22 protein-coding genes are annotated in these 25,945 nt (G+C 61.7%); 15 read left to right on the top strand and 7 right to left on the bottom strand.

What is annotated here, in order from left to right; all coding sequences use genetic code 11:
- Window positions 1-131 precede the first annotated feature (131 nt).
- On the top strand, window positions 132-887 hold the full coding sequence (gene olsB, locus MOQ67_RS08270) for an L-ornithine N(alpha)-acyltransferase (RefSeq protein WP_017844841.1): 756 nt from the start codon (window positions 132-134) through the stop codon (window positions 885-887).
- Window positions 887-1,678 (top strand): lysophospholipid acyltransferase family protein, encoded by a 792-nt coding sequence (locus MOQ67_RS08265; protein WP_046384413.1) that lies wholly within the window; start codon window positions 887-889, stop codon window positions 1,676-1,678. The genes olsB and MOQ67_RS08265 overlap by 1 nt, the downstream gene beginning before the upstream one ends.
- Window positions 1,679-1,787: 109 nt before the next feature.
- Here MOQ67_RS08265 and MOQ67_RS08260 read toward each other — a convergent pair whose 3' ends face one another.
- Window positions 1,788-2,372 carry an acyl carrier protein phosphodiesterase gene (locus tag MOQ67_RS08260; RefSeq protein WP_017844839.1) on the bottom strand — a complete coding sequence of 195 codons (585 nt, stop codon included), beginning with the start codon at window positions 2,370-2,372 and terminating at the stop codon, window positions 1,788-1,790.
- 154 nt (window positions 2,373-2,526) lie between these two features.
- Here MOQ67_RS08260 and MOQ67_RS08255 point away from each other — a divergent pair, with 154 nt between their 5' ends.
- Genes MOQ67_RS08255 through MOQ67_RS08245 form a run of 3 tightly spaced genes read left to right on the top strand, consistent with a single transcriptional unit; the run spans window position 2,527 to window position 5,116 of the window.
- Complete coding sequence (locus MOQ67_RS08255; RefSeq protein ID WP_017844838.1) at window positions 2,527-2,853, top strand: ArsR/SmtB family transcription factor; 327 nt, start codon at window positions 2,527-2,529, stop codon at window positions 2,851-2,853.
- A gap of 13 nt (window positions 2,854-2,866) precedes the next feature.
- Window positions 2,867-4,033, top strand: coding sequence for an MFS transporter (locus tag MOQ67_RS08250; protein WP_198718688.1), 1,167 nt, complete (start codon window positions 2,867-2,869; stop codon window positions 4,031-4,033).
- Between the two features lie 27 nt (window positions 4,034-4,060).
- On the top strand, window positions 4,061-5,116 hold the full coding sequence (locus MOQ67_RS08245; RefSeq protein ID WP_198718687.1) for an alkene reductase: 1,056 nt from the start codon (window positions 4,061-4,063) through the stop codon (window positions 5,114-5,116).
- Between the two features lie 296 nt (window positions 5,117-5,412).
- On the opposite strand, the gene MOQ67_RS08240 is transcribed toward MOQ67_RS08245, so the two are convergent.
- The gene (locus MOQ67_RS08240) at window positions 5,413-6,045 is read right to left on the bottom strand and encodes a TetR family transcriptional regulator (protein ID WP_046490269.1); all 633 of its coding nucleotides are present in this window, start codon (window positions 6,043-6,045) and stop codon (window positions 5,413-5,415) included.
- A gap of 286 nt (window positions 6,046-6,331) precedes the next feature.
- Here MOQ67_RS08240 and MOQ67_RS08235 point away from each other — a divergent pair, with 286 nt between their 5' ends.
- The 10 genes from MOQ67_RS08235 (at window position 6,332) to MOQ67_RS08190 (ending at window position 21,227) form a co-directional block, all read left to right on the top strand.
- Window positions 6,332-7,480: an efflux RND transporter periplasmic adaptor subunit gene (locus tag MOQ67_RS08235; RefSeq protein WP_017844834.1), complete on the top strand. Its 1,149-nt coding sequence runs from the start codon at window positions 6,332-6,334 to the stop codon at window positions 7,478-7,480.
- A gap of 3 nt (window positions 7,481-7,483) precedes the next feature.
- Complete coding sequence (locus MOQ67_RS08230; RefSeq protein WP_046384417.1) at window positions 7,484-10,645, top strand: efflux RND transporter permease subunit; 3,162 nt, start codon at window positions 7,484-7,486, stop codon at window positions 10,643-10,645.
- Window positions 10,642-12,099 (top strand): AdeC/AdeK/OprM family multidrug efflux complex outer membrane factor, encoded by a 1,458-nt coding sequence (gene adeC, locus MOQ67_RS08225; protein ID WP_198718686.1) that lies wholly within the window; start codon window positions 10,642-10,644, stop codon window positions 12,097-12,099. The genes MOQ67_RS08230 and adeC overlap by 4 nt, the downstream gene beginning before the upstream one ends.
- Before the next feature lie 166 nt (window positions 12,100-12,265).
- Window positions 12,266-13,963, top strand: coding sequence for a molecular chaperone HscC (locus MOQ67_RS08220; RefSeq protein WP_046384419.1), 1,698 nt, complete (start codon window positions 12,266-12,268; stop codon window positions 13,961-13,963).
- 10 nt (window positions 13,964-13,973) lie between these two features.
- Complete coding sequence (locus MOQ67_RS08215) at window positions 13,974-15,587, top strand: J domain-containing protein (RefSeq protein WP_169884313.1); 1,614 nt, start codon at window positions 13,974-13,976, stop codon at window positions 15,585-15,587.
- A 142-nt stretch (window positions 15,588-15,729) separates the two neighbouring features.
- Window positions 15,730-16,980 (top strand): OprD family porin, encoded by a 1,251-nt coding sequence (locus tag MOQ67_RS08210; RefSeq protein ID WP_448675908.1) that lies wholly within the window; start codon window positions 15,730-15,732, stop codon window positions 16,978-16,980.
- A 91-nt stretch (window positions 16,981-17,071) separates the two neighbouring features.
- Window positions 17,072-18,613 carry a M91 family zinc metallopeptidase gene (locus tag MOQ67_RS08205; RefSeq protein WP_232925389.1) on the top strand — a complete coding sequence of 514 codons (1,542 nt, stop codon included), beginning with the start codon at window positions 17,072-17,074 and terminating at the stop codon, window positions 18,611-18,613.
- 111 nt (window positions 18,614-18,724) lie between these two features.
- On the top strand, window positions 18,725-19,624 hold the full coding sequence (locus tag MOQ67_RS08200; RefSeq protein WP_198717353.1) for a polysaccharide deacetylase family protein: 900 nt from the start codon (window positions 18,725-18,727) through the stop codon (window positions 19,622-19,624).
- 137 nt (window positions 19,625-19,761) lie between these two features.
- The gene (locus tag MOQ67_RS08195; protein WP_448675907.1) at window positions 19,762-20,031 is read left to right on the top strand and encodes a hypothetical protein; all 270 of its coding nucleotides are present in this window, start codon (window positions 19,762-19,764) and stop codon (window positions 20,029-20,031) included.
- Window positions 20,032-20,135: 104 nt separating this feature from the next.
- The gene (locus MOQ67_RS08190; RefSeq protein WP_448675906.1) at window positions 20,136-21,227 is read left to right on the top strand and encodes a M91 family zinc metallopeptidase; all 1,092 of its coding nucleotides are present in this window, start codon (window positions 20,136-20,138) and stop codon (window positions 21,225-21,227) included.
- An 88-nt stretch (window positions 21,228-21,315) separates the two neighbouring features.
- On the opposite strand, the gene pcaC is transcribed toward MOQ67_RS08190, so the two are convergent.
- The 5 genes from pcaC to pcaG form a co-directional block, all read right to left on the bottom strand.
- Window positions 21,316-21,708: a 4-carboxymuconolactone decarboxylase gene (pcaC, locus tag MOQ67_RS08185; RefSeq protein ID WP_017844824.1), complete on the bottom strand. Its 393-nt coding sequence runs from the start codon at window positions 21,706-21,708 to the stop codon at window positions 21,316-21,318.
- 10 nt (window positions 21,709-21,718) lie between these two features.
- The gene (pcaD, locus tag MOQ67_RS08180; RefSeq protein WP_046384423.1) at window positions 21,719-22,510 is read right to left on the bottom strand and encodes a 3-oxoadipate enol-lactonase; all 792 of its coding nucleotides are present in this window, start codon (window positions 22,508-22,510) and stop codon (window positions 21,719-21,721) included.
- Between the two features lie 10 nt (window positions 22,511-22,520).
- A complete protein-coding gene (locus tag MOQ67_RS08175) occupies window positions 22,521-23,885 on the bottom strand; it encodes a 3-carboxy-cis,cis-muconate cycloisomerase (protein ID WP_102617394.1) in 1,365 nt (454 codons plus the stop codon).
- Window positions 23,886-23,895: 10 nt separating this feature from the next.
- Complete coding sequence (locus tag MOQ67_RS08170) at window positions 23,896-25,191, bottom strand: MFS family transporter (protein ID WP_198717351.1); 1,296 nt, start codon at window positions 25,189-25,191, stop codon at window positions 23,896-23,898.
- A gap of 187 nt (window positions 25,192-25,378) precedes the next feature.
- Window positions 25,379-25,945, bottom strand: a complete 567-nt coding sequence (gene pcaG / locus MOQ67_RS08165; RefSeq protein WP_102617393.1) for a protocatechuate 3,4-dioxygenase subunit alpha — start codon at window positions 25,943-25,945, stop codon at window positions 25,379-25,381.

Below are 25,945 nucleotides of genomic sequence, written 5' to 3'. Positions count from 1 at the left end.
AGATTGGCGACATAAGTGCCTGTCATCTAAGCGTCACCGTAACTTCATGGAGATGACACCGAGCCTACATAGCCTGAGTTTGGACAAACAAGTCGACCGGCCGGAACGTGGCTGGCACTCGGAGATTCGCCATGACTCAGATCGCCCGCATCAGCGACACCGGCAATGAACGCCGTCTGCAAGCCGAACGCCTGATCGGCGCCCAGGCTTTGCAAGAAGCACAGGCCCTGCGGTTCAACGTGTTCAGCGGCGAGTTCAACGCCAAGCTGAAAGGCGCGGAACTGGGCCTGGACATGGATGACTATGATGTTCACTGCAGCCACATCGGCGTGCGGGATTTGAACAGCGGTCGACTGGTGGCCACCACCCGTTTGCTCGATCACCAGGCCGCCAGCACCCTGGGCCGGTTCTACAGCGAAGAAGAATTCAGCCTGCATGGCCTGCTGCACTTGCAGGGCCCGATCCTGGAAATCGGCCGCACCTGCGTCGACCCGGCCTACCGCAACGGCGGCACCATTGCAGTGCTGTGGGGCGAGTTGGCCGAAGTGCTCAACGAGGGTTGCTACAGCTACCTGATGGGTTGCGCGAGTATCCCGATGCACGATGGCGGCATCCAGGCCCACGCGATCATGCAGCGCCTGCGCGAACGCTACCTGTGCAACGAACACCTGCGCGCCGAACCGAAAAAACCGCTGCCGGCGCTGGACCTGCCGTCCAACGTCATCGCGGAAATGCCGCCGCTGCTCAAGGCGTATATGCGCCTGGGCGCGAAGATCTGCGGCGAGCCGTGCTGGGATGAAGATTTCCAGGTAGCCGACGTGTTCATTCTGCTCAAGCGCGATGAGCTGTGCCCGCGTTATGCGCGCCACTTCAAGGCGGCCATGTGATGGGCCGCGTGCGCGTGTACGCGCGGATCGCCCGGGTACTGTTGGTGGTGGCGCTGGGCTTGAGCATGGCCAGTGTGTTCGGTGTGTTCGAGCGCCTGGGGGTGGCCAACTCGATGGTGCGCCGTCAGCGTTGGTCGCGATTCTTTATGTCGCGGCTGACCAACGCCCTGCCCTTTCGCGTGACAGTACACGGTGAATTGCCGCAGACACCGATGCTGTGGGTGAGCAATCACGTGTCCTGGACCGACATCCCGCTGCTGGGCATGGTCACGCCGATGTCGTTCTTGTCCAAGGCCGAAGTCCGCACCTGGCCGGTGGCCGGCTGGTTGGCGGCGAAGGCCGGCAGCCTGTTTATTCGCCGCGGCTCAGGCGACAGCCAACTGATCCGCAAACAGATGACCCGTCACCTGGAGCAGCAACACCCGCTGCTGATGTTCCCCGAAGGCACCACCACCGACGGGCGCAGCCTGCGTACCTTTCACGGGCGCCTGCTGGCCAGTGCGATCGAGGCGGATGTGTCGCTGCAACCGGTGGCGATCCGGTATCTGCGCGATGGGCAAGTGGACCCGCTGGCGCCGTTCATTGGCGATGACGATTTGCTCTCGCACCTGATGCGCCTGTTTGCCAACGACCAGGGCGATGTGGAAATCCATGTGCTCACGCCGATTGCCTGTGCCGGGCAGGAACGCGCGGCGCTGGCGTTCCAGGCGCAGCAGGCGGTGCAGAAGGCGTTGTTCGGACCGCTGCCGGAAACAGAACAGATTGCGGTTCGGCCGGCATTCGCAGCCTGAAGCGAGCACAGTCAACAATGTGGGAGGGGGCTTGCCCCCGATGGCGGTGTGTCAGTCAATGCATGTGCTGACTGAACCACCGCCATCGGGAGCAAGCTCCCTCCCACATTCAGATCTCAGTGGTCAGTTGGGTTTGGGCAAATTTTTGCAACTCTGGATAGAACAGCCGGAAGTCTTCACTCAACGGTTCGTATAACGTGCGCAATTCCTGCATCGCATGGCCCAGTTCCTCAGGCTGCGTCAGGCGCCGCGAGATCCCCCGCAATACCGGCTCCATCACCGCGAACTCGCGGTATGAGCCCAGCCAATCATCCGCCGCCATGTACGGCGCAATCTGCGCCAGCCGCCCCGGCAACTGCGGTTCGGCCGCAAGCACGCGGTACACCTGGGAGGTGAAGTGTTCCAGGGGCTGCTCGGCATACAGCGCCCAATCCCGCGCCAGGCAGTGATCGAAAAACACATCGAGGACGATCCCGGCATAACGCCGGCGCGTCAGGCTAAAGCGCGACAACGCTTCGCCGACCTGCGGATGGCTGTCGGTGAAACGGTCGATGGAACGATGCAACTGGATGGCCGCTTCGATCGGCGGGCTGAACTGGCCTTGCAGGCGACCTTTGACGAAGTCGCCATACAGGCTGCCCAGCAGTTGCGCAGGAAGTTGGCCGCCCAGGTGCAGATGTGCGAGATAATTCATGGTGTGCAGTCTATCACTGCCGTCAACGCATCGTTATAACCCGATATACCGATTCAGCCTGGCCTAAGAGCGAAATCATATTGGAATATCGGGATATACCGATTTAAAGTTCGCCTCATCGCGATATAACGCTTTACGACACCGAGCAACCGCCATGTCCATCGACCTCGACGAAATAATAAAAGCCCTGGCGCACCCAGTACGGCGAGACATCCTCACTTGGCTGAAAGACCCGAAAGTGCAGTTCCCCGAGCAACTGCACAACCACGAATACGGCATCTGCGCCGGGCAGATCGACCAGCGCTGCGGCTTGTCCCAGTCGACCGTGTCGGCCCACCTGGCGACCTTGCAACGGGCGGGACTGATCAGCAGCCAGAAGGCCGGGCAGTGGCACTTTTTCAAACGCAACGAGGAAACGATCCAAGCCTTCCTCACTGCGCTCATCACTGAGCTCAGTTCTGAAATCCGCGCACCACTGTAACAAGGACACGCACATGCCCCTCTCGCTCCTCATCCTCGCCCTGAGCGCCTTCGCCATCGGCACCACCGAGTTCGTCATCATGGGCTTGCTGCCCGATGTGGCGGCGGACTTGGGCGTGTCGATTCCCGGCGCCGGCTGGCTGGTGACCGGCTACGCCCTCGGCGTGGCCATCGGCGCGCCCTTCATGGCGCTGGCCACCGCCAGGCTGCCACGCAAGGCCGCGCTGGTCGCGTTGATGGGCATTTTCATTATCGGCAACCTGCTCTGCGCCCTGGCCAGCGACTACAACGTGCTGATGTTTGCCCGTGTGATCACTGCGTTGTGCCACGGTGCGTTCTTCGGGATCGGTTCGGTGGTCGCCGCCAACCTGGTGCCGGCCAACAAGCGTGCGTCCGCCGTGGCCTTGATGTTCACCGGCCTGACCCTGGCCAACGTACTGGGCGTGCCCTTGGGTACGGCGCTGGGCCAGGAAGCCGGCTGGCGCTCGACCTTCTGGGCGGTGACCGTGATCGGCGTGATCGCGTTGATCGGCCTGATCCGCTTCCTGCCGGCCAAGCGCGATGAAGAAAAACTCGACATGCGCGCCGAACTGGCCGCCCTCAAGGGCGCCGGCATCTGGTTGTCGCTGACCATGACTGCGCTGTTCGCCGCGTCCATGTTCACCCTCTTCACGTATGTCGCGCCGCTGCTCGGCGACGTCACCGGCGTATCGCCCAAGGGCGTGACCTGGACCCTGCTGCTGATCGGCCTGGGCCTCACCGTGGGCAACATCATCGGCGGCAAGCTGGCGGACAGACGCCTGGCCGCCACCCTGATCGGCGTGTTCATCAGCATGGCGGTGGTCTCCACCGCGCTGACCTGGACCAGCATCGCGGTGATCCCGACCGAAATCACCTTGTTCCTCTGGGCCACCGCCTCGTTCGCCGCCGTGCCCGCGCTGCAGATCAACGTAGTGACCTTCGGCAAGGCCGCGCCGAACCTGGTGTCCACCTTGAACATCGGCGCCTTCAACATCGGCAATGCCCTCGGCGCCTGGGTCGGCGGCAGCGTGATTGCCCACGGTTTCGGCCTGACCAGCGTGCCCCTGGCCGCCGCGGCCCTGGCGATCCTCGCGCTGCTGGTGACCCTGATCACTTTCCGTCAGAGCGGCGATGCCGACCTGGCCCCTGCGACCAACTGATCAACTTAAAGAGAAGGGTGTTATCCCATGACGACTATTTTCGATCCGATCACACTGGGCGACCTGGAACTGTCGAACCGCATCATCATGGCGCCGCTGACCCGCTGCCGTGCCGACGCCGGTCGCGTGCCCAATGCGCTGATGGCCGAGTACTACGTACAACGCGCCTCCGCCGGGCTGATCCTCAGCGAAGCCACGTCCGTGACGCCGATGGGCGTGGGCTACCCGGACACCCCGGGCATCTGGTCCAACGATCAGGTACGCGGCTGGGCCAATGTGACCAAGGCCGTACATGCCGCGGGCGGCAAGATCTTCCTGCAACTGTGGCACGTCGGCCGGATCTCCCACCCTTCTTACCTGAACGGTGAAACCCCGGTGGCGCCGAGTGCGATCCAGCCTAAAGGCCACGTCAGCCTGGTCCGCCCGCTGGCCGACTACCCAACGCCTCGCGCCCTGGAAACCGCTGAAATCGCCGACATCGTCGACGCCTACCGCACCGGTGCCGAGAACGCCAAGGCCGCCGGTTTCGACGGCGTGGAAATCCACGGCGCCAACGGCTACCTGCTCGACCAGTTCCTGCAAAGCAGCACCAACCATCGCACCGACAACTACGGCGGCTCCCTGGAAAACCGCGCGCGCCTGCTGCTGGAAGTGACCGACGCCGCCATCGAAGTCTGGGGCGCCGGCCGCGTGGGCGTCCACCTGGCACCGCGCGCCGATTCCCACGACATGGGTGACGACAACCTGGCCGAAACCTTCACCTACGTCGCCCGCGAACTGGGCAAACGCGGCATCGCCTTTATCTGCTCGCGTGAAAAAGAAGGCACTGACAGCCTCGGCCCGCAATTGAAAGAAGCCTTTGGCGGCGTGTACATCGCCAACGAACGCTTTACCAAGGACAGCGCCAACGCCTGGCTGGCCTCGGGCAAGGCGGATGCGGTGGCCTTTGGCGTGCCGTTCATTGCCAACCCGGACCTGCCGGCACGCTTGAAAGCCGATGCGCCGCTGAACCAGGCGCACCCGGAAACCTTCTATGCCAAGGGCCCGGTCGGTTACATCGACTACCCGACGCTGGCGCTGTGATGCGTTGAAACGAAAAAGCCCCGGCTCGCAAGAACCGGGGCTTTTTTTCGCCGATCGGGAAAACACCCCGGATCAAATGTGGGAGAGGGCTTGCTCCCTCCCACATTAGATCTCAGCGGTCCGGAGAAACATTCCTTCACAGCCTTGCAACAAAAACGCTACAAAATACTTAGGCGGCTATCTTTCAACCACCCGCCAGCCCGTATATAAAGTCATCCCACCAATAAGTCAGCAGGACGATTGCCCGCCCTTAGGCTTTACTGTTGAAACAATTGGATGCAATTACATATTTTGACTTAATTGCGCAGGCTAGGGCTCAAGCGCAGCATGTCCAGCCCTGCATCGGCCCAACGCTCAGCTTCCTGGTGCAGCTCAAAACTGTCCGGCACCAGCAGCCATTGGCCCAACAAGCCATTGATATAGGCATGAATGCATACCGCTGCGCGCGTGGTGTCGAGGTTTTCCGGGAGTTGCCCGCGATGCACCGCGTTACGCAAGGTCAGGCTGATACGCAGGTTGCACTCCAGGCTGTGGGTCTGGCGTTGGCGGCGCATGTCGCACATCTCATCGGTGAACTCGCACTTATGAAACAGGATTTCGTTGATGCGCCGGGTTTTCGGATCCAGGGCCACTTGATGAAAAAGATGAATCAGCAGCTTGCGCATACACCCCAGCGGGTCGACTTCATCCTCGCTTTCACTGGCCCTGGCCAGCTCGTCCAGGGGTTCGTGCAGGGTGTCGAGCAATGCCTGCAACAGGTCGGACTTATTGCTGAAGTGCCAATAGATGGCGCCTCGCGTTACCCCGGCCAGCGCGGCGATGTCCGCCAGTGTGGTCCGCGCTACACCCCGCTGATAAAAGGCCTGCTCAGCAGCGTCGAGAATCTGGCTGCGCGTTTCCTGAGCTTCCTCTTTGGTGCGACGGACCATGGCAATAAAACCTCAATCAAAACATGTGGGACTATCGGTAACGCTGCTTTAATAGGCGCTAACGAGCATCTGAATAATTGTGGGACGACACCGTCATGGGCGCCGAACGTACTAAAATCGAGGCTCGGGGCGATGCTGTGTCAACACTGCGCGAAGCCTGTCAAGAGTTTACAAACAACCATGAACGTAAGTATATTGCGTAGCAAGCTACTTATCTACTCACAGCTTGTTTTTTACCCTTCCACCCTTCTTGTGCGCAGTCTGCGCGCCTGACCCGAGGATCTTCATGCAACTTAAGCCAGCTGTTACCGCTCTGGTCACTGCCGTCGCCCTGGCATCGCTGCTCAGCGGATGCAAAAAGGAAGAGGCGGCTCCGCCCGCGCAAACTCCTCTGGTCGGCGTGGTCACCCTTCAACCGCAAGCCTTTACCCTGACGTCCGAGCTGCCAGGCCGCACCACCGCCTACCGCATCGCGGAAGTCCGTCCGCAGGTCAATGGCATCATCCTCAAGCGCCTGTTCAAGGAAGGCGGGGATGTGAAAGAAGGCCAGCAGCTTTATCAGATCGATCCGTCGGTCTATGACGCCACCCTGAAAAGCGCACAGGCCAGCCTGTCCCAGACCAAGTCGATCGCCGACCGCTACAAGCAGTTGGTCGACGAGCAGGCCGTCAGCCGCCAGGAATACGACACCGCCGTCGCCAACCGCATGACTTCCGAAGCAAACGTTCAAACCGCCCAAATCAACGTGCGCTACACCAAGGTGTTCGCGCCGATCTCCGGGCGTATCGGGCGTTCCTCGGTCACCGAAGGCGCGCTGGTCAGCAATGGCCAGACCGATGCCATGGCGGTGATCCAGCAACTGGACCCGATCTACGTCGACGTCACGCAGTCTTCGGCTGAAATGCTGAAGCTGCGCCGCGACCTGGAAAGCGGCCAACTGGAGAAAGCCGGCGCCAATGCCGCCAAGGTCAAGCTGACCCTGGAAGACGGCAGCAGCTATGGCCTGGACGGCAAACTGGAGTTCTCCGAAGTGTCGGTTGACCAGACCACCGGTTCGGTCACTCTGCGCGCCGTGTTCCCCAACCCTGACCACACCCTGCTGCCCGGCATGTTCGTACACGCCCAGTTACAAGCCGGTGTGAACAGCAAGGCGATCCTGGCACCGCAGCAAGGCGTGACCCGAGACCTCAAGGGTATCCCGACGGCGTTGGTGGTCAACGCGGACAACAAAGTTGAGCAGCGCGTGCTGGTCGCCAACCGCACCGCCGGCGCTTACTGGCTGGTGGAAAAAGGCTTGAACGCCGGTGACCGTGTGATCACCGAAGGCTTGCAGTACGTCAAGCCGGGCGTCCAGGTCAAGGTCAAGGACGCCGACAACGCCCAGCCTGCCGGTACCGCCGCTCCTGCTGCCGCTGCTGCTGGCAAAGGGGAGTAACCCATGTCGAAATTTTTTATCGACCGTCCCATTTTCGCCTGGGTGATTGCCCTGGTGATCATGCTGGTCGGGGCACTGTCGATCCTGAAGTTGCCCATCAACCAGTACCCGGCGATTGCGCCGACCGCCATTGATATCCAGGTGACCTACCCAGGTGCATCCGCACAAACCGTGCAGGACACCGTGGTGCAGGTGATCGAACAACAGCTCAACGGTATCGACAACCTGCGTTATGTGTCATCGGACAGTAACTCCGACGGCAGCATGACCATCACCGTGACGTTCAACCAGGGTACCAACCCGGACATCGCCCAGGTCCAGGTTCAGAACAAGCTGAACCTGGCGACCCCGCTGCTGCCGCAAGAAGTGCAGCAGCAGGGTATCCGCGTGACCAAGTCGGTGAAGAACTTCCTGATGGTGATCGGTCTGGTGTCGGAAGACGGCAGCATGACCAAGGACGACCTGTCCAACTACATCGTGTCCAACATCCAGGACCCGATTTCCCGTACTGCGGGTGTAGGTGACTTCCAGGTATTCGGTTCGCAGTACGCCATGCGTATCTGGCTCGATCCGGCCAAGCTGAACAACTACCAGTTGACCCCGGTAGACGTCAGCACCGCGATCTCGGCACAGAACGTACAAGTGGCCACCGGCCAATTGGGCGGCCTGCCTGCCCTGCCCGGCACCCAATTGAACGCGACCATCATCGGTAAGACCCGCCTGCAGACCACTGAGCAGTTCGGCAATATCCTGATGAAGGTCAACACCGACGGTTCACAGGTTCGCTTGAAGGACGTCGCGCGTATCGAGCTGGGCGGCCAGACCTACAGCATCAGCGCGCAGTTCAACGGCAACCCGGCGTCCGGTATGGCGATCAAGCTGGCCTCCGGCGCCAACGCCCTGGACACCGCCAAGGCCATCCGTGCCACGGTCGCGTCCCTGGAACCGTTCTTCCCGCCAGGCATGAAGGCGGTGGTGCCGTATGACACCACTCCAGTGGTGACCGAATCGATTTCCGGTGTGGTACACACCCTGGTCGAGGCGATCGTGCTGGTGTTCCTGGTGATGTTCCTGTTCCTGCAGAACTTCCGCGCCACCATCATCACCACCATGACCGTACCGGTGGTATTGCTGGGCACCTTCGGGATCCTGGCCGCGTTCGGCTTCACCATCAACACCCTGACCATGTTCGGCATGATCCTGGCCATCGGCTTACTGGTGGACGACGCCATCGTCGTGGTGGAAAACGTCGAGCGGGTGATGGCCGAGGAGCACCTGTCGCCGAAAGAGGCGACGGTCAAGTCCATGGGCCAGATCCAGGGCGCCCTGGTGGGTATTGCCCTGGTGCTGTCGGCGGTACTGTTGCCGATGGCATTCTTCGGCGGCTCCACTGGTGTGATCTACAAACAGTTCTCCATCACCATCGTTTCGGCCATGGCGTTGTCGGTACTGGTTGCGCTGATCTTCACCCCGGCCTTGTGCGCCACCATGCTCAAGCCGATCGACCCCGAGACGCACGGACAACCCAAGCGTGGTTTCTTCGGCTGGTTCAACCGCACCTTCGACCGTAGCGTACTGAGCTACGAGCGCGGCGTGGGGAACATGATCAGGCACAAGATTCCGGCGTTCCTCGTTTACGTGCTGATCTTTGCCGGCATGATCTGGTTGTTCATGCGGATCCCGGCAGCGTTCCTGCCCGACGAAGACCAGGGCGTGATCTTTGCCCAGGTGCAGACGCCGGTCGGCTCAACGGCCGAGCGCACGCAGAAAGTCATCGACGACATGCGTATCTTCCTGCTCAACGACAAGGAAGGCGAACCCGGCGAAGGCAAGGGCGTGAAATCGGTCTTTACCGTGAACGGCTTCAACTTCGCGGGGCGTGGTCAAAGCTCGGGTCTGGCATTCGTGATGCTCAAACCGTGGGATGAGCGTGACGCGTCCACCTCGGTGTTCGAGATCGCCAAGCGCGCCCAAGGTTACTTCATGCAGACATTCCAGGACGCCATGGTGTTTGCCATCGTGCCACCGTCTGTACTGGAGTTGGGTAACGCGACCGGTTTCGACGTGTTCCTGCAGGACCAGGGCGGCGTCGGCCATGACAAGTTGATGGCTGCGCGCAACCAGTTCCTGGGCATGGCCGCCCAGAGCAAGATCCTCGCCGGTGTGCGCCCCAACGGCGTGAACGATGAGCCGCAGTACGAGCTCACCGTCGACGACGAGAAGGCCAGTGCCCAGGGCATTACGCTGTCGAGCATCAACCAGACCCTGGCGATTGCCTTGGGTGGCAGCTACGTCAACGACTTCATCGACCGTGGTCGAGTGAAGAAGGTGTACGTGCAGGGTGAGGCCGCCAGCCGGATGTCCCCTGAAGACCTGAACAAATGGTTCGTGCGCAGCAGCTCCGGGAAGATGGTGCCGCTGTCGGCCATCGCTTCGGGCAAGTGGATCTTCGGTTCGCCGAAACTCTCGCGCTACAACGGTGTGGCGGCGATGGAAATCCTCGGTACCCCGGCACCGGGCTACAGTACCGGTGAAGCCATGGCCGAAGTCGAACGTATCGCCAAGCAACTGCCGGCGGGTGTCGGCTACGCCTGGACGGGCCTGTCGTATGAAGAACGCCTGTCCGGCTCCCAGGCACCTGCTCTGTACGCCCTGTCGCTGCTGGTGGTGTTCCTCTGCCTCGCGGCGCTGTACGAAAGCTGGTCGATCCCGATCGCGGTGGTACTCGTCGTGCCGCTGGGTGTGGTGGGTGCGTTGATCGCCACCAGCCTGCGTGGCTTGTCCAACGACGTGTTCTTCCAGGTGGGCTTGCTGGTGACGGTGGGCCTGGCGGCGAAGAACGCCATCCTGATCGTGGAATTCGCCAAAGAGCTTCACGAACAAGGCAAAGGCATTGTCGAGTCGGCGATCGAAGCGTCGCGCATGCGTCTGCGACCGATCATCATGACCTCCATGGCGTTCATCCTCGGCGTATTGCCGCTGGCGATCTCCTCGGGCGCCGGCTCAGGCAGCCAGCATGCGATCGGTACCGGCGTTATCGGCGGTATGATCACCGCCACGGTCCTGGCGATATTCTGGGTGCCCCTGTTCTTCGCAACCGTGTCCGCCATGGGCGAACGCAAAAAGACTGAACCCAAGCAAACTCCTAAAGAGGCTGGCCAATGAGCAAGTCGCTACTTTCCTTAGCCGTCACGGCATTCGTGCTCAGTGGCTGCTCGCTGATACCTGACTATCAGCGCCCCGAGGCGCCGGTGGCCGCGCAGTTCCCGCAGGGCCCGGCGTATTCGTCGGCCCAGGCTCCGAACCAGGCCGCCGCCGAACAGGGCTGGAAGCAGTTTTTCCATGACCCTGCCCTGCAACAGCTGATCCAGACCGCACTGGTGAACAACCGCGACCTGCGCGTCGCGGCCTTGAACATCGATGCCTACGCGGCGCAGTACAACATCCAGCGCGCCGACCTGTTCCCGGCCGTATCGGCCACTGGCAGCGGCAGCCGCCAGCGGACACCGGCACGCATGTCGCAAACCGGTAAAGCAGGCATCAGCAGTTCGTACTCGGCCACCCTGGGCATCAGCTCCTATGAGCTGGACCTGTTCGGCCGTGTCCGCAGCCTGAGCGAGGAAGCGCTGCAGAAATACTTCGCAACCGAAGAAGCGCGGCGCAGCACCCAGATCAGCCTGGTGGCCAGTGTGGCCACCGCCTACCTGACCTGGCAGGCCGACAAGGAATTGCTCAAGCTGACCCAGGAAACCCTGGGCGCATACGAGCAAAGCTACAAGCTGACCTCGCGCAGCAACGAAGTCGGCGTGTCCTCGGCCCTCGACCTGAGCCAAGCGCGCACCTCGGTGGAAAACGCCCGGGTGGCCCTGGCACGCTATACCCGCCAGGTGGCCCAGGACGAAAACAGCCTGACCCTGCTACTCGGCACCGGCCTGCCGGCGAATCTCGCCAGCAAGCCGCTGTCGGATAACCTGCTCAGCGAAGTGCCAGCCGGGTTGCCATCGGACCTGTTGCAGCGTCGCCCCGACATCCTGCAGGCCGAGTACAACCTCAAGGCGGCCAACGCCAACATCGGCGCCGCCCGTGCGGCGTTCTTCCCGAGCATCAGCCTGACAGCCAACGCCGGGACCCTGAGCCCGGACCTGGGCGGTCTGTTCAAAGGCGGCTCGGGCACCTGGTCGTTCGCCCCGCAGATCAACATCCCGATCTTCAACGCCGGCAGCCTGCGCGCCAGCCTGGACTACTCGAAGATCCAGAAAGAGATCAACGTGGCGAACTACGAGAAGGCCATCCAGACCGGCTTCCAGGAAGTTTCCGACGGCCTCGCCGCGCGTGAGACCTACAAGGAGCAGTTGGAGGCCCAGCGTGGTTTCGTCGCCGCCAACCAGGATTACTACCGCCTGGCCGAGCGTCGCTACCGCATTGGTGTCGACAGCAACCTGACGTTCCTCGACGCCCAGCGCCAGCTGTTCAGTGCCCAGCAATCGCTGATCACCGACCGCCTCGCGCAGTTGACCAGCGAGGTCAACCTGTACAAGGCCCTCGGCGGTGGCTGGAACGAACAGGCGGCGAATAACCAGCCGCTGAAAGAAGAAGCGCCAAAGATGAAGTTGTTCTGATCACACCGCTGTAGACAAAACCGCTTCCCTCACTGGAAGCGGTTTTTTTATGCCTGGTCATCGGTGTTTGCTATGACCACAACGCTCTCCCGCCTTGCCTATCGCTCAACCTTTCAGGGTAAAATCAGTAACAGATTCTTACAGACCACAGAGGGAGCTTGTCGTAATGATCGTAGGAATCGACCTGGGGACCACCAACAGTCTTGCGGCAGTCTGGCGCGGCGATGCCGCCGAAATGGTGCCCAACGCCCTGGGCCAGTTGCTGACCCCAAGCGTGGTCGGGCTGGATGACCAAGGCCGCGTCCTGGTAGGCCAGGCCGCCAAAGAGCGCCTGCATACCCACCCGCACCTGACCACCTCGCTGTTCAAGCGCTACATGGGCAGCGCCACCGAAGTGCGCCTGGGCGACCGCTCGTTTCGCCCCGAAGAACTCTCGGCGCTGGTGCTCAAAAGCCTCAAGGAGGACATCGAGCGTACCTACGGCCAAACGGTCACCGACGCGGTGATCAGCGTGCCCGCCTACTTCAGCGACGGCCAACGCAAGGCCACGCGCATCGCCGGTGAATTGGCGGGGCTGACCGTTGAAAAACTGATCAACGAACCGACCGCCGCGGCCCTCGCCTACGGCCTGCATCAGCGTGATAAAGAAACCTCGTTCCTGGTTTTCGACCTCGGCGGCGGCACCTTTGACGTGTCGATCATCGAGCTGTTCGACGGGGTGATGGAAGTCCGCGCCAGCGCCGGCGACAACTTCCTCGGTGGCGAAGACTTCGACACCCTGTTGCTCGAACACTTTGTCGACAGCCAACGTAACGCCACGGGTTTCCCGCCCACCAGCACTGTGCTGCAAGCCCTGCGCCGCGAAGCCGAGCGCGTGCGCAAAGCCCTGGGCCAGGATGACAGTGCTGAATTCGCCCTGCGTGTCGACGGCCAGCAATGGGTGAAAACCATCACCCAACAGGAACTGGCCAAGCTCTACACGCCGCTGCTGGAGCGCCTGCGCGCGCCGATCGAACGCGCCCTGCGCGATGCGCGGATTCGGGTTGGCGACCTGGATGAAATCCTGCTGGTGGGCGGTACCACGCGCATGCCACTGGTACGTAAGCTTGCCGCAGGCCTGTTCGGGCGTTTCCCGTCCATCAGCCTCGATCCCGACCAGGTGGTGGCCCACGGCGCAGCGATCCAGGCCGCACTCAAGGCGCGCTCTGCCGCCCTCGAAGAAGTGGTGCTGACTGACGTTTGCCCCTACACCCTGGGCATCGAAACCTCGAACCAGTACGGCGGCCATATCGAAAGCGGCCATTACCTGCCGTTGATCGAACGCAACAGCAGCGTGCCGGTGAGCCGGGTCAAAAGCGTGGTCACCCTGCACGATGACCAGACCCGCGTGCTGCTGAAGATCTACCAGGGTGAAAGCCGCCTGGTCAAAGACAACATCGAGCTGGGCCAACTGGATATTCCCGTGCCCAAGCGCAAGGCCGGTGAAGTCTCCCTGGACGTGCGCTTCACCTACGACAACAACGGTTTGCTGGAAGCCCAGGTGAATATCCCGCTGACCGGCGAGCAACATTCGCTGGTGATCGAGAACAACCCCGGCGTGCTCAACCCGCAGGAGATCCAGCAACGCCTGCAAGCCCTGGCGCAATTGAAGGTCCACCCACGCGACCAGCAGGTCAACACCGTGCTCGTCGCCCGCCTCGAACGGCTCTACCAGGAAAACCTCGGCGAGCTGCGCGAACAGCTAGGGCATTGGGCGGCACAGTTCCAGCAGGTACTCGACACCCAGGACGAACGCCGCATCCGCGAAGCTCGCAGCGAACTGACCCGTCAACTTGAGCAACTCGACAACGGGTTCTGGCGCTGAGGGAACACCGATGGATTGCTGGACCGTACTGCAACTGCCAGATGACGCCGACGAGCGCAACATCAAGCGCAGCTATGCGCGCTTGCTGAAAAGCTGCCGCCCGGACGACGACGCCCAAGGCTTCCAGCGCCTGCGCGAGGCCTATGAACACGCCCTGAGTGAAGCACGCTGGCGGGCTGATAACGAAGAGGAAGAACGCGTCCAGGCGCCCGTGGCCGAAGCGGTCTACGCAAACCTGAATGACCTGGCCGAACTGATGAACATCAGCCCCGTCAGCCCTGCGCCCTTCGAAGCCCACACACCGGACCCGGCCCAGGCACTGCTCGACGACCTCAACGCGCGTAACCTCGATGAACGCTGGGTCCAGGCTCGGCAACAGGGCTGCACCGATGCGTTCCAGGCCGGCCTGTTGCGCCATTGTTTCGAAGCACCGGGTGAACGCAGCGCCATCGCCGGTTGGGCCGCCCAACACCTGGAATGGCTGACGCCCTGGCAGCAAGTGGCGATGACGTCCTGGCAATACGAAGCGCTGACCGGCGAACTGCTGCAAGACTACCGCCGCACCTTGCTGGAACTGCTGGAGCAAAAGGCCGAGCGCGAGTTCATCACCCAGCTCAATCAATACACCAACCAACCCTGGCTGCGGGTGTTCGACCTGCAACAGCAGTGGCAGCGCATCGTCCTGCACCTGCTGCATGAAACCCAATGGAGCGTGCCGCTGTTCGAGCGGGTGTGCCAGGCATTCGGCTGGGACGACCAGAAAGGCGTGTACCCGGAACCGGCGTGGATATGGCGCGAATTGGTGTCGCGTTGCGAGCAGGAAAGTTTCTACGCCAACTTGCAAGACAAGGCCCAGGACACGCGGCGCACATCAGCCGATGCCCTGGCCGCGCGCCTGCTGCTGACGCCGATGTCCGCCACGCAACACAAACGCATGATCGATGGGTTTGGCGAAAACGAGTGGAACGCCTGCCAGCACCTGGCGCAAACACTGACCTGGCGCTATCCGCAACTGGTCGAGCGCCTGCCTCAAACAGATCTGTTCTTTTGGCGCAAATTCGTACCTCGGCCGATCTACACACAGGTGTTTATCCGGCTATGGGCCGTCTTCGCCCTGGGGCTTGGCCTGAGCATCGCCCACGATAAGCCAGACAGAATGGACGGGATGTCGCTGGTCATTTTCATGCTGATGGCGTTCGTGCCGGCGGCCGTTGGCTTTCGCGTCACCCAAATGTGGGCCGGGATGAGTTCAACCTATCGGGTTCTGGATGTGTGGCTGAGCCAGTACCTGATCCCCAAGCGAATCAACCCCAATGACTACTGGCTGGTCATTCGCCACGGCGTACCGCAGGCGATCATGCTGGTGGCCTGCGGCTTGATGCTCGGCGTGCTGGGCATGTTCACCTACGCGGGTATGGTCCTGATCAACCTGTTGCACAAGACGCGTATCGGTCAGATGAGCCAGAAATTCAGCGAAGGCTACCCGTGGCTGAACGGTTTGCACTGGGCCTTCTGGAGCCCCCTGCAAGTGGTATTCCTGGTGGTGATGGTGGCGCTGATCGTAGCTGCGCAACACTACCTGCCAGCGGTGCCTTGGACCCACTTCGACCTGCCCAAACGATAACCCGCAAATGCCGGGCCTCAGCGCCCGGCAACTTGCGTTCGATCATCGCCCAAAACCCGCCCTCCCCCGATTGAACCACCCCCGCACTGCCCCGCACCATGGCCGCCACCTGCATAACCCCAATAACAACAGGCCCAATGCCATGAGCACTTTTCACCCTCGCCAGCTATTTCTGGCCACCGCAGTCGCCAGCCTCGCGTTTCCCGCCGTCGCCGAAGAACACGGCTTTATGGAGGACGCCAGCGCCAACCTCAACCTGCGCAATTTCTTCATCAACCGTAACTTCACCAACCCGACCAAAGCCCAGGGCGGCGCGCAGGAGTGGACGCAAAGTTTCATCCTCGACGCCAAGTCCGGCTTCACTCAGGGCACCGTGGGTTTTGGCGTGGATGTACTGGGGCTGTACTCGCTCAAGCTTGATGGCGGGCGCGGCACTGGCGGTTCACAGTTATTGCCGCTGGACCATGACGGCCGCCCCGCCGACGATTTCGGGCGCCTGGGTGTGGCGTTCAAGGCGCGGATTTCGAAGACCGAACTGAAGGTCGGCGAATGGATGCCGACGCTGCCGATCCTGCGCGCCGACGACGGCCGTTCCCTGCCGCAAACCCTGCGCGGCGGGCAGATCACCTCGAAGGAAATCGACGGTCTGACCCTCTACGGCGGCCAGTTCCGCGCCAACAGCCCGCGGGACGACAGCAGCATGTCGGACATGTCGATGTTCGGCAAAGCCGCCTTCACCTCCGACCGCTTCAACTTCCAGGGCGGCGAATACACGTTCAACGACAAACGCACCCAGGTCGGCCTGTGGAATGCCCAGCTCAAAGACATCTACCGCCAGCAGTTCGTCAACCTGGTCCATAGCCAACCCGTGGGCGACTGGACCCTGGGCGCCAACCTCGGGTTCTTCTATGGCAAGGACGACGGCAGCGCCCGCGCAGGCGAGCTGGACAACAAAACCTGGTCCGGTCTGTTCTCGGCCAAGTACGGCGGCAACACCTTCTACGTCGGCCTGCAAAAACTCACCGGCAACAGCGCGTGGATGCGCGTCAACGGCACCAGCGGCGGCACCCTGGCCAACGACAGTTACAACTCCAGCTACGACAACGCCCAGGAGAAATCCTGGCAAGTGCGGCACGACTATAACTTTGCCGCCCTCGGCGTACCGGGCCTGACCTTGATGAACCGCTATATCAGCGGCAGCAACGTGCATACAGGCACCATCACCGACGGCAAGGAGTGGGGCCGCGAAAGCGAATTGGGCTACACGCTGCAGAGCGGCGCCCTGAAAAACCTCACGCTGCGCTGGCGCAATTCCAGCATCCGCCGCGACTTCAGCAACAATGAGTTCGATGAAAACCGCTTGATCGTCAGCTACCCGCTCAGTCTGCTGTAAAGCCGTATTACACCTTGGCGGGAACGATTTGCTGCGGGTGGTCACTGTTAAGCGCCAGGGCTGATACCTGGCGCTTAAACAAGGACCACACATGGATGTTTTCAACGGTAGTACCCGCCTTCTCCCACGCCTCCTCGATGGCGTACCGCCCTTACCTGCAGCGCGCCCAGTAGCAACGTTCGACACTGGTCACTACGGGCTGGCCAAACCTGCCCATTTGCAGTTCCTCCCAGGCACGTCGATCCAGACCTATCTGCACCCGTTCCTGAATGACGGCAATCTAAAAGCCAGCGGACAGTCGATATGGGAGCGCGGCTATTCTTTCAGCCTGAACAACAGCCTGCTCCTGGAAACCGGCAACGACGCGGACCAGGTCCACATCAGCCAGGCTTCTGACGATCAGTTGAACATTCGCCTCAATGGCCGGTTGTATCGTTTTGCCAGCCACGATAACGATGGCAAACCGCTGACCCTGTACCTGAAGACCCACGGCGGCAATGACCACGTACACATTGATGCCAACGTCATGCAGCCCATCGTGATTGAAGCGGGGGACGGCAATGACCGAATCCAGGCCGGCGGTGGTGACACCCGCGTAGTCGGCGGCAACGGTAACGACGTCGTGCGCCTTGGCAGCGGCCTTGGTTACGCCGAGGGCAATGACGGTGACGACCTGCTCATGGGCAGCAGCGGCGACAGCGTGCTCTATGGCAACAACGGCAATGACCGCCTCTATGCGGGCGCGGGATCGCGCCGAAAAGCCAGCTATCTGGATGGCGGCAACGGTAATGACCGGCTGTACGCCGGCTCCGGCCACACGGTGTTGCATGGCGGCACCGGGCACGATCGCTTGATCGGCCACGACCGAAGCACCTTCTACACCGGCGAGGGTTATGACACCGTCATTGCCAATCGACCGGGCGACCGGATCTACGCCCAGCCCGGCGATTCGATCAACCCTCTCAATGGCTCGCTATTGACGGCCGTGTCTGCCCACGCCGGCCCAATCAAGGGGTTTGCAATCAAGGGATCTGCCGCGTTCATCCAACGGGTCGAAGACGATTTGGCGCTGTTACGCCACTCTCCCCAAGGCCAGCAGATGCTCGCAGAGATGGACGCAGCTGCCGATCGCAACGGCGCCCCGGTAACGATTGTGGAAGATCGGCAGGAGAACGGCAGCGGGTACATCTACGGCAGCCAGGAACTCCAGGCCCTGCTGCAGGACGAACGTGCGCCGGTAGTCGGCGACGATCCCAAGTGGGGGTTCATGGTCGACGGAGTACCAGGGTCTCGGGCTGACCGCGCGCGCATTGAATACAACCGGTCCCAACTGAACCCCTCGGCGGGCACGACTCACCCGCCCATCATCGGGCTCTACCACGAAATGGCTCACGCCTATAACGCCGCCAACGGCACCGCCTTCACGGGTTCCACGCAGGAAGTATTCGAGGGGCAGGCGCACGAAGTGCCTAACAGTGAACGCCAGGCCGTCGGCCTTGAGAGCAGCGCAGCCGCCTTTGATTTTGACAACGACCCTGCCACGCCAGCCATCACCACCAACCCCAAGCCCTTCACTGAAAACGCTTTGAACGAGGAAATGGGTAGGCCACTGCGAGCGCAATACGTAGGTTAAACCAGATCGCGTTTGTCAGCCTTTAACCCCACGTCGAGCATCTTGCGGTATCGTGCGCGCCTGCCGCTGCTGACCCATCCAGCAGCGGGTTTTATTCGAGCCTGCGCACCCATGAAATCTTTCGCCATCGCATCCGCCTTGCTCGCCCTGGCCTTGAGCCTCAGCGGCTGCATCAGCGCGCCCATCGAGCTGACGCCACAGACCGAACAACGCCTGCAGGCCCAGGCGCCGATCCGTTTTCTGCTGACGTTCGATGACGGTCCCAGCGCCTCGGGGTACAACAACCCGACCCGCTCGGTGATGGCCGACCTGGCAAACAACCCGGTATTGCCGGGCATCAAGGCGGTGTTCTTTCTGCAGACCGAAGCCTCGCGCTCCGGCGGCAGTTCACGGGGCCGCAAGACCATGGAACGTGAGTTCGCGGCCGGGCATGTGCTGGCGTTCCACACGGCCACGGCCTTTCATACCAACCATCGCTGGTTGAGCGACGCTGAGCTTGAACGCACCCTCAGCCAGGGCGCTGCGGATATCGCCGCGATCACCGGCGTGTCGCCGACGCTGGTGCGCCCGCCCTTCTGGAACTACGACCGGCGCACCTTCGCCGCCTACCAGCGCCACGGCATGAAGGTGTTGTTGACCGACCTGAGCGCCAACGACGGCAAGATCTGGGGCTTCAACGCCAGCCCGCGCCGCCGCGAGAACCTGATCCGCCAGCTGTCGGTGGTGCGCGAACGCATCGCCTTGGGGGAATTGCCGACAGTCGACGGCGTGATACCGGTGGTGGTGACCTTCCACGACATCAACCGCTACACCGCACGGCATCTGCAAGAGTACCTGCAGATCCTGATGGATAGCGCCCGGATCGACGGCCTGAAGACCGCCGCCGAGCCGTTCTACACCGATCACGCAGCACTGGAGCGGGCGGCATTGGCGCGTACCGTGAAACAAGCGAGTGAAGAAGTGCATCTGCCCGGGGTGTGGAATTGGGTGTGGGACGCCGATTCCAAGTGATGTGCGTTATCGGGCTGTGCGTTGTCTTTTTTCATGCATGCTGTAATGAAGTAGTTATCGTCATGCGGGAACCCCTCCAACTTTTTCACCACTGATCGGCGGTAAGTCACCGACGTTCACAAGAAAGAGTATTGACGATGCAAACCTCTTCCGTTGCGCCTAAAGCGCCCGAGCCTAATGCCCTCCCCGGCGGATCGCCAGCTCCAGGCGCCCCTGCACTCATAAACAGCCCTCCCCCCCAGACCAGCAAGATTGTCAGTGACAAAAATGTCGATATCACACTGACAACCACGTCGTATCAGGGGGAAAGCGGGAAAAAAAATGTGACGATTCTAAAAATCGATACTGCCGATGGCGCGACGACATTCACATCAGCAAAGGCGAACGCGGCCAACTCAATGCCGTGATAAATGGCAAAAGTTATTTACTGCCCGCTGCTAACAGCGATGCGACAGCGATAGCCATCAGGGCGAACAAAGGTGACGACACCGTTCGCATTGATCCTGATGTGATGGCTTACACCCTAATCCATGGAGGTGAAGGTAACGATCATATACAGACCGGAGGTGGTAAAAGCCAAGTTTACGGCGGCGCAGGTAATGACATCATCCAACTGGGCAGCGCAAGCAGTTACGCCGGCGGTGACGACGGCGATGACACCATGATGGGCGGCACAGGCAATAACACCATGTACGGCGGGAACGGTAACGACCGCATGTACGCGGGTTACGGTCCTGACAGCAAAACCAGCTACATGGACAGAGGAAACGATGACGACCTGATGCACGGCGGAAGCGGCCACAACATCATGCACGGCGGCAAAGGCGATGATCAGATAAACGCTTATGGCCGAAGCCATATCTACACGGGTAGAGGTCAAGACAGCGTCTATTCCAACTCAAGCGACGACGTTGTGTACGGTAAACGCAGCGATCACCTGGGATTGCCATTCGGATTCAAGTTTATCGAGACCGTGCCATTGCCCGAAAATGCAGGGCGCAAGGCGATTGATATCGAAGGTTCCCCGGCATTCAAGCAACGGGTTGAGGATGACCTGGAGTTTTACCGAGGCTCTCCCAACAGCCAGCACATGTTGAATGAACTGGACGCCGCCGCAGAGCGCAGCGGAGTCAAAGTCACGATAATGCAAGATATCACTGATGCTCACATCGTCGTGCCGCCGGAGGGCGTTCCCCTGGAAGAATGGCAGGACCCCACGATCATCCACGATGGGGTCCGTGGCGCGGGCACGACAGAATCGTTTGTGACCTATAACCCGGTCATCCCCAGAGAAGCCTCGGACGAGTCGCGTGTGTTTCTGCCGCCCACCACGACCCTGTACCACGAACTGGGTCACGCTTATAACGCAGCCACAGGCAGCACACTTCTCGGCAATACGGAAATTATCCGCCCGGACGGCACACGCACCCAGGAGCCCAATGATGAACGCCAGGTCGTCGGCCTGGAAACTGCCAGTCCGCCCTTCGACTTTGACAACGACCCCGCAACCGCGCCAACCACGTCAAATCCTTACCCACTGACCGAAAACGCGTTACGAGAAGAAATGGGCCTGCCCCTGAGAAAAAGCTACGGCTCCCTGTGAGTCGACCTGACCGCTCAGCCCCGTGACGGTCAGCGACCGCTCCTCGACAACCTGTTGCCTCTCGCCAGGAGTGCAGTGCCGAGTCGCACTAAGCGCGCGACTCGACCCCCAATTCATCCCACACCGATTCGGCCAGATGAAACGTCGCATTCGCCGCCGGAATCCCGCAGTAGATCGCGCTTTGCATCAGCACTTCCTTGATCTCGGCACGGGTCACGCCATTGCTGGCGGCGGCGCGCAGGTGCAGTTTGAGTTCTTCGCCGCGGTTCATGCCGATCAGCATGGCGATGGTGATCAAACTGCGGGTGTGCCTGGGCAGGCCGGGGCGGGTCCAGATATCGCCCCAGGCGTGGCGGGTGATCATGTCCTGGAATTCGCTGTTGAACTCGGTCAAGGCATTCAGGCTGCGGTCGACATGCGCGTCGCCCAGCACTTCGCGGCGCACTTGCAGGCCGTCGGCGTAACGTTGTTTCTCGTCCACAAAAGACTCCTCAGCGGGCCAGCAGGAATTGAATGACCCGGTCGCTGAACGCGGCACCGGCTTGCACGTTGGACAGGTGGGCGGCGTAGAACTCGGCGTACTCGGCCCCCTGTACCTGGCGCTGGATAAAGTGGCTGCCGGCGGGCGGTGTGACAGCGTCTTCAGTGCCGGCGATCACCAGGGTCGGCACGTGGATCGCCGACAGTTGCTCGCTGAAGTCTGCATCGCGCACCGCTGCGCAATTGGCGGCGTAGCCCTGGGGCGAGGTGGCCGCGAGCATGTCGGTAATGCGCTTGGCCTGCTGCGGGTTGGCCGCCGCGAAATCGGCGGTGAACCAGCGCGCAATCGACGCGTCGCGCAGCGCCACCATCGCGGCCGCACCGTCGCGCAGGACCATCTCGATACGCGGGTTCCACACGTCTGATGTACCGATCTTGGCCGCAGTGTTGCACACCACCAGGCGCTGCAAACGATCCCCCGCGTGAATCCCCAGCCATTGGCCGATCAGCCCGCCCATGGACAGCCCGCAGAAATGCGCGCGCGGGATGTCCAGCGCGTCCAGCAGCGCAATCACGTCGCGGCCGAGTTGTTCGATGCTGTAGGGGCCTTCGGTCACCAGGGATTGGCCGTGGCCACGGGTATCGAAGCGCAGCACGCGAAAGTGCTCGGCAAAGGCCGGGACCTGGGTGTCCCACATATTCAGGTCGGTACCCAGCGAATTGGACAGCACCAGCACCGGTGCATCGATGGGGCCATCCAGTTGGTAATGCAGTTCGCCCTCGGCGAGTTGTACAAAAGCCACAGCAATCTCCTCAGGCAGTCAGTGCAAAGTGTTCGGTTACAGCGCGGCTGACCCAGGTTTGGGCCTGGCCCAGGTAGTGCGCCGGGTCGAGCAGGCGGTCCAGGTCTGTCGCCGACAACTCGGCGGTAATGAGCGGCTCATCGGCGAGGACGGCGCGCAGATGGCGTTGTTCGGCCACCGCGCGTTTGCAGCACTGCTCCAGCAGGTGGTGCGCGGTGTCGCGGCCCAGGCGTTGCGCGAGCACGATGCTGACGGCTTCGGCCAGCACCAGGCCCTGGGTCAGGTCGAGGTTGCGCGCCATGCGCTCGGGGTCGACTTCCAGCCCTGCGCTCACCAGCAGCGCCTGTTGCAATGCGCCAGAGACCAAGCGGCAAATCTCCGGCAGGGTTTCCCATTCGGCATGCCACAGGCCCAGGCTGCGTTCGTGTTCCTGGGGCATGGCGCTGAACAGCGTCGCCACCAGGCCGGGCACGCGGGTCGCGGCGCTGATCAGCACGGCGGCGCCCACCGGGTTGCGTTTGTGCGGCATGGTCGACGAGCCGCCTTTGCCGGGCGCCGCCGGCTCGAATACTTCCGCCGCCTCGGTCTGCATCAGCAGGCTGATATCGCGGCCCAGCTTGCCAAGGCTGCCGGCGATCAACCCGAGGACGGCGGCGAACTCCACCAGGCGATCACGCTGGGTATGCCAGGGTTGCTCGGGCAAGGTCAGTTGCAACTGCGCCGCCAACGCTTGGGCAACGGGCATTGCCTGTTCGCCAAGCGCGGCCAGCGTGCCGGAAGCGCCGCCGAATTGCAGCACCAGCAAGCGCGGTTTCAGCTCGATCAAGCGCTGGCGGCTGCGGGTCACCGCGCCCAACCAACCGGCGATTTTCATGCCCAGGGTGACCGGCGTGGCATGCTGCAACCACGTCCGCCCGGCCAACGGTACAGCCGCATACCGCTGGGCCTGGGCTGCCAGAATATCGCCGAGGCGAGCCAGGTCGGCTTCGATCAACGCCAGCGCGCGCCGCAGTTGCAGGACCAGGCCGGTGTCCATCACATCCTGGCTGGTCGCGCCCAAATGCACATAGCGTTCGGCACTCGGGTCTTCACCGGCCACCCACTTGCCCAGTGCCTTCACCAGCGGAATCGCCGAATTGCCCGCCGAGGCAATCGCCACACCGAGGGCATCGACGTCATACAGCGACGCCAGGCACGCCTGGGCAATCGGCGCGACGGCCGCCTGCGGGATCAACCCGACCTGGGCCTCGGCCCGTGCCAGTGCGGCTTCGAAATCCAGCATGCCCTGCAGGCGCCCCTGGTCGCAGAACACCTCGGCCATGCTCTCAGCGCTGAAGTAAGCGTCGAACAGTTGGTTGCTCGTGCGCAGCGTCATACCGCCTCCTTTATAAATCGTGATGCAGGTACGCCGCCTGTTTCGGCAGGCGCAGGCTGAACAGGAAAGCCACCGCCATCATGCCGGTGACGTACCAATAAAAGGTGTTCTCCATGCCCAAGGATTTCAAACCCAAGGCCACGTATTCCGCCGAGCCGCCGAAGATTGCGTTGGCCACCGCATAAGCCAGGCCCACACCCAGGGCGCGCACCTGGGACGGGAACATTTCCGCTTTGACCAGGCCGCTGATGGAGGTGTAGAAACTGACAATGGCCAACGCCAGCGTGATCAGCACAAACGCCAGGAACGGACTGCTGACGGTTTTCAGGCTGAGCAGGATCGGCACCGTAAACAAGGTGCCCAGCGCGCCGAACCACAGCATCGAATTACGGCGACCGATCTTGTCGGCCAGCATGCCGAACAGCGGCTGCATGCACATATAAAGGAACAGCGCGCCGGTCATGATGTAGCTGGCGGTCTTGGCGTGCATTCCGGCGGTGTTCACCAGGTACTTCTGCATGTAGGTGGTGAACGTGTAGAAAATCAGCGAGCCACCGGCGGTATAGCCGAGCACGGTGATAAAGGCCGCTTTATGGTCACGGAACAGCGCGGCGATGCTGCCGGCGTCCTTGTCTTCGCGCATTTCCTTGCTGGTGGTTTCTTTCAGGCTACGACGCAGCAGCAGGGAGATCACCGCCGCGATGGCGCCGATCACGAACGGAATCCGCCAGCCCCAGGCGCGCAATTCGTCTTCGCTGAGGATCTGTTGCAGGACCACCACCACCGACACCGCCAGCAGTTGCCCGCCGATCAGGGTCACGTACTGGAAGGAGGCGAAGAACCCACGCTGGCCCTTGAGCGCCACTTCACTCATGTAGGTCGCGGTGGTGCCGTATTCGCCGCCCACCGACAAGCCCTGGAACAGCCGCGCCACCAGCAGTAACGCCGGGGCCCAGGCGCCTATGTCTTTGTAGGTGGGCAGGAAGGCGATGACCAGGGAACCGGCGCACATCATCAGCACCGAGATCATCATCGAGTTTTTGCGCCCGTGCTTATCGGCCACCCGGCCAAACAGCCAGCCGCCGATGGGCCGCATCAAGAACCCGGCGGCGAACACCCCGGCGGTGTTGAGCAGTTGCACCGTGGGGTCGTCCGAGGGGAAAAACGCCGGGGCGAAGTAAATGGCGCAGAAGGCGTAGACGTAGAAGTCGAACCATTCGACGAGGTTGCCGGAGGATGCCCCGACAATCGCAAAAATCCGTTTGCTGCGTTCTTCTCCGGTGTAGTGACTGGTTGTTGTTGTCATGTTTTTTTCACTCAGTGGGAACGGTTATAGCCTAGACACACTTTGCAACAACCATGTTCCGCTTGTAGACATTTACATAGGTGTTGCCTGAAATGGCCTCATCGGGGGCAAGCCCCCTCCCACCTTTGATGTGTGAATACATTCAAGTGTGGGAGGGGGCTTGCCCCCGATAGGTTCTCAAGCCAACTCAGTAATCAAAGAACACCGTTTCCTTATCTGTCCCCTGCAACACCACATTCCACTGATGCACACCGTCCGCATCCGGCTTGGCAATCAAGGTACTGCGCCGCTCTGTGGGCACGCGCGCGAGCAACGGGTCATCCGCATTCAGCGCCTCACCGTCAAAATAAATCCGCGTGAGCAAGTGTTTCACCAGGCCACGGGCAAATACCAGCACCACCAGGTGCGGCGCCTGGGTCGTGCCCGCCAGCCCCGGCACGCTGCCCGGCTTGACGGTGGTAAAGCGGAAGCGCCCTTCAGCATCCACCGGCACCCGGCCGAAGCCTTCGAAGTTCGGGTCCAGCGCTTTGTCCTGGTCGTCCTCCGGGTGGTCGTACTTGCCGGCGGCATTGGCCTGCCAGACTTCCAGCATGGCATCGTTGACGACATCACCGTTGCCATCCACCACTTGCCCGCTGATCGCCACGCGTTCGCCAAGGGTCGCGGCGTTGGCCAGGGCTTCGCGGTTCAGCCAGGTCAGGCCGATGTGGTAATACGGCCCGACGGTGTGGGACGTGGTCGCGTAAAGGCTCAT

This window comes from Pseudomonas sp. LY-1, from assembly GCF_053502595.1.
This window is presented reverse-complemented; position numbering and strand designations above follow the sequence as displayed.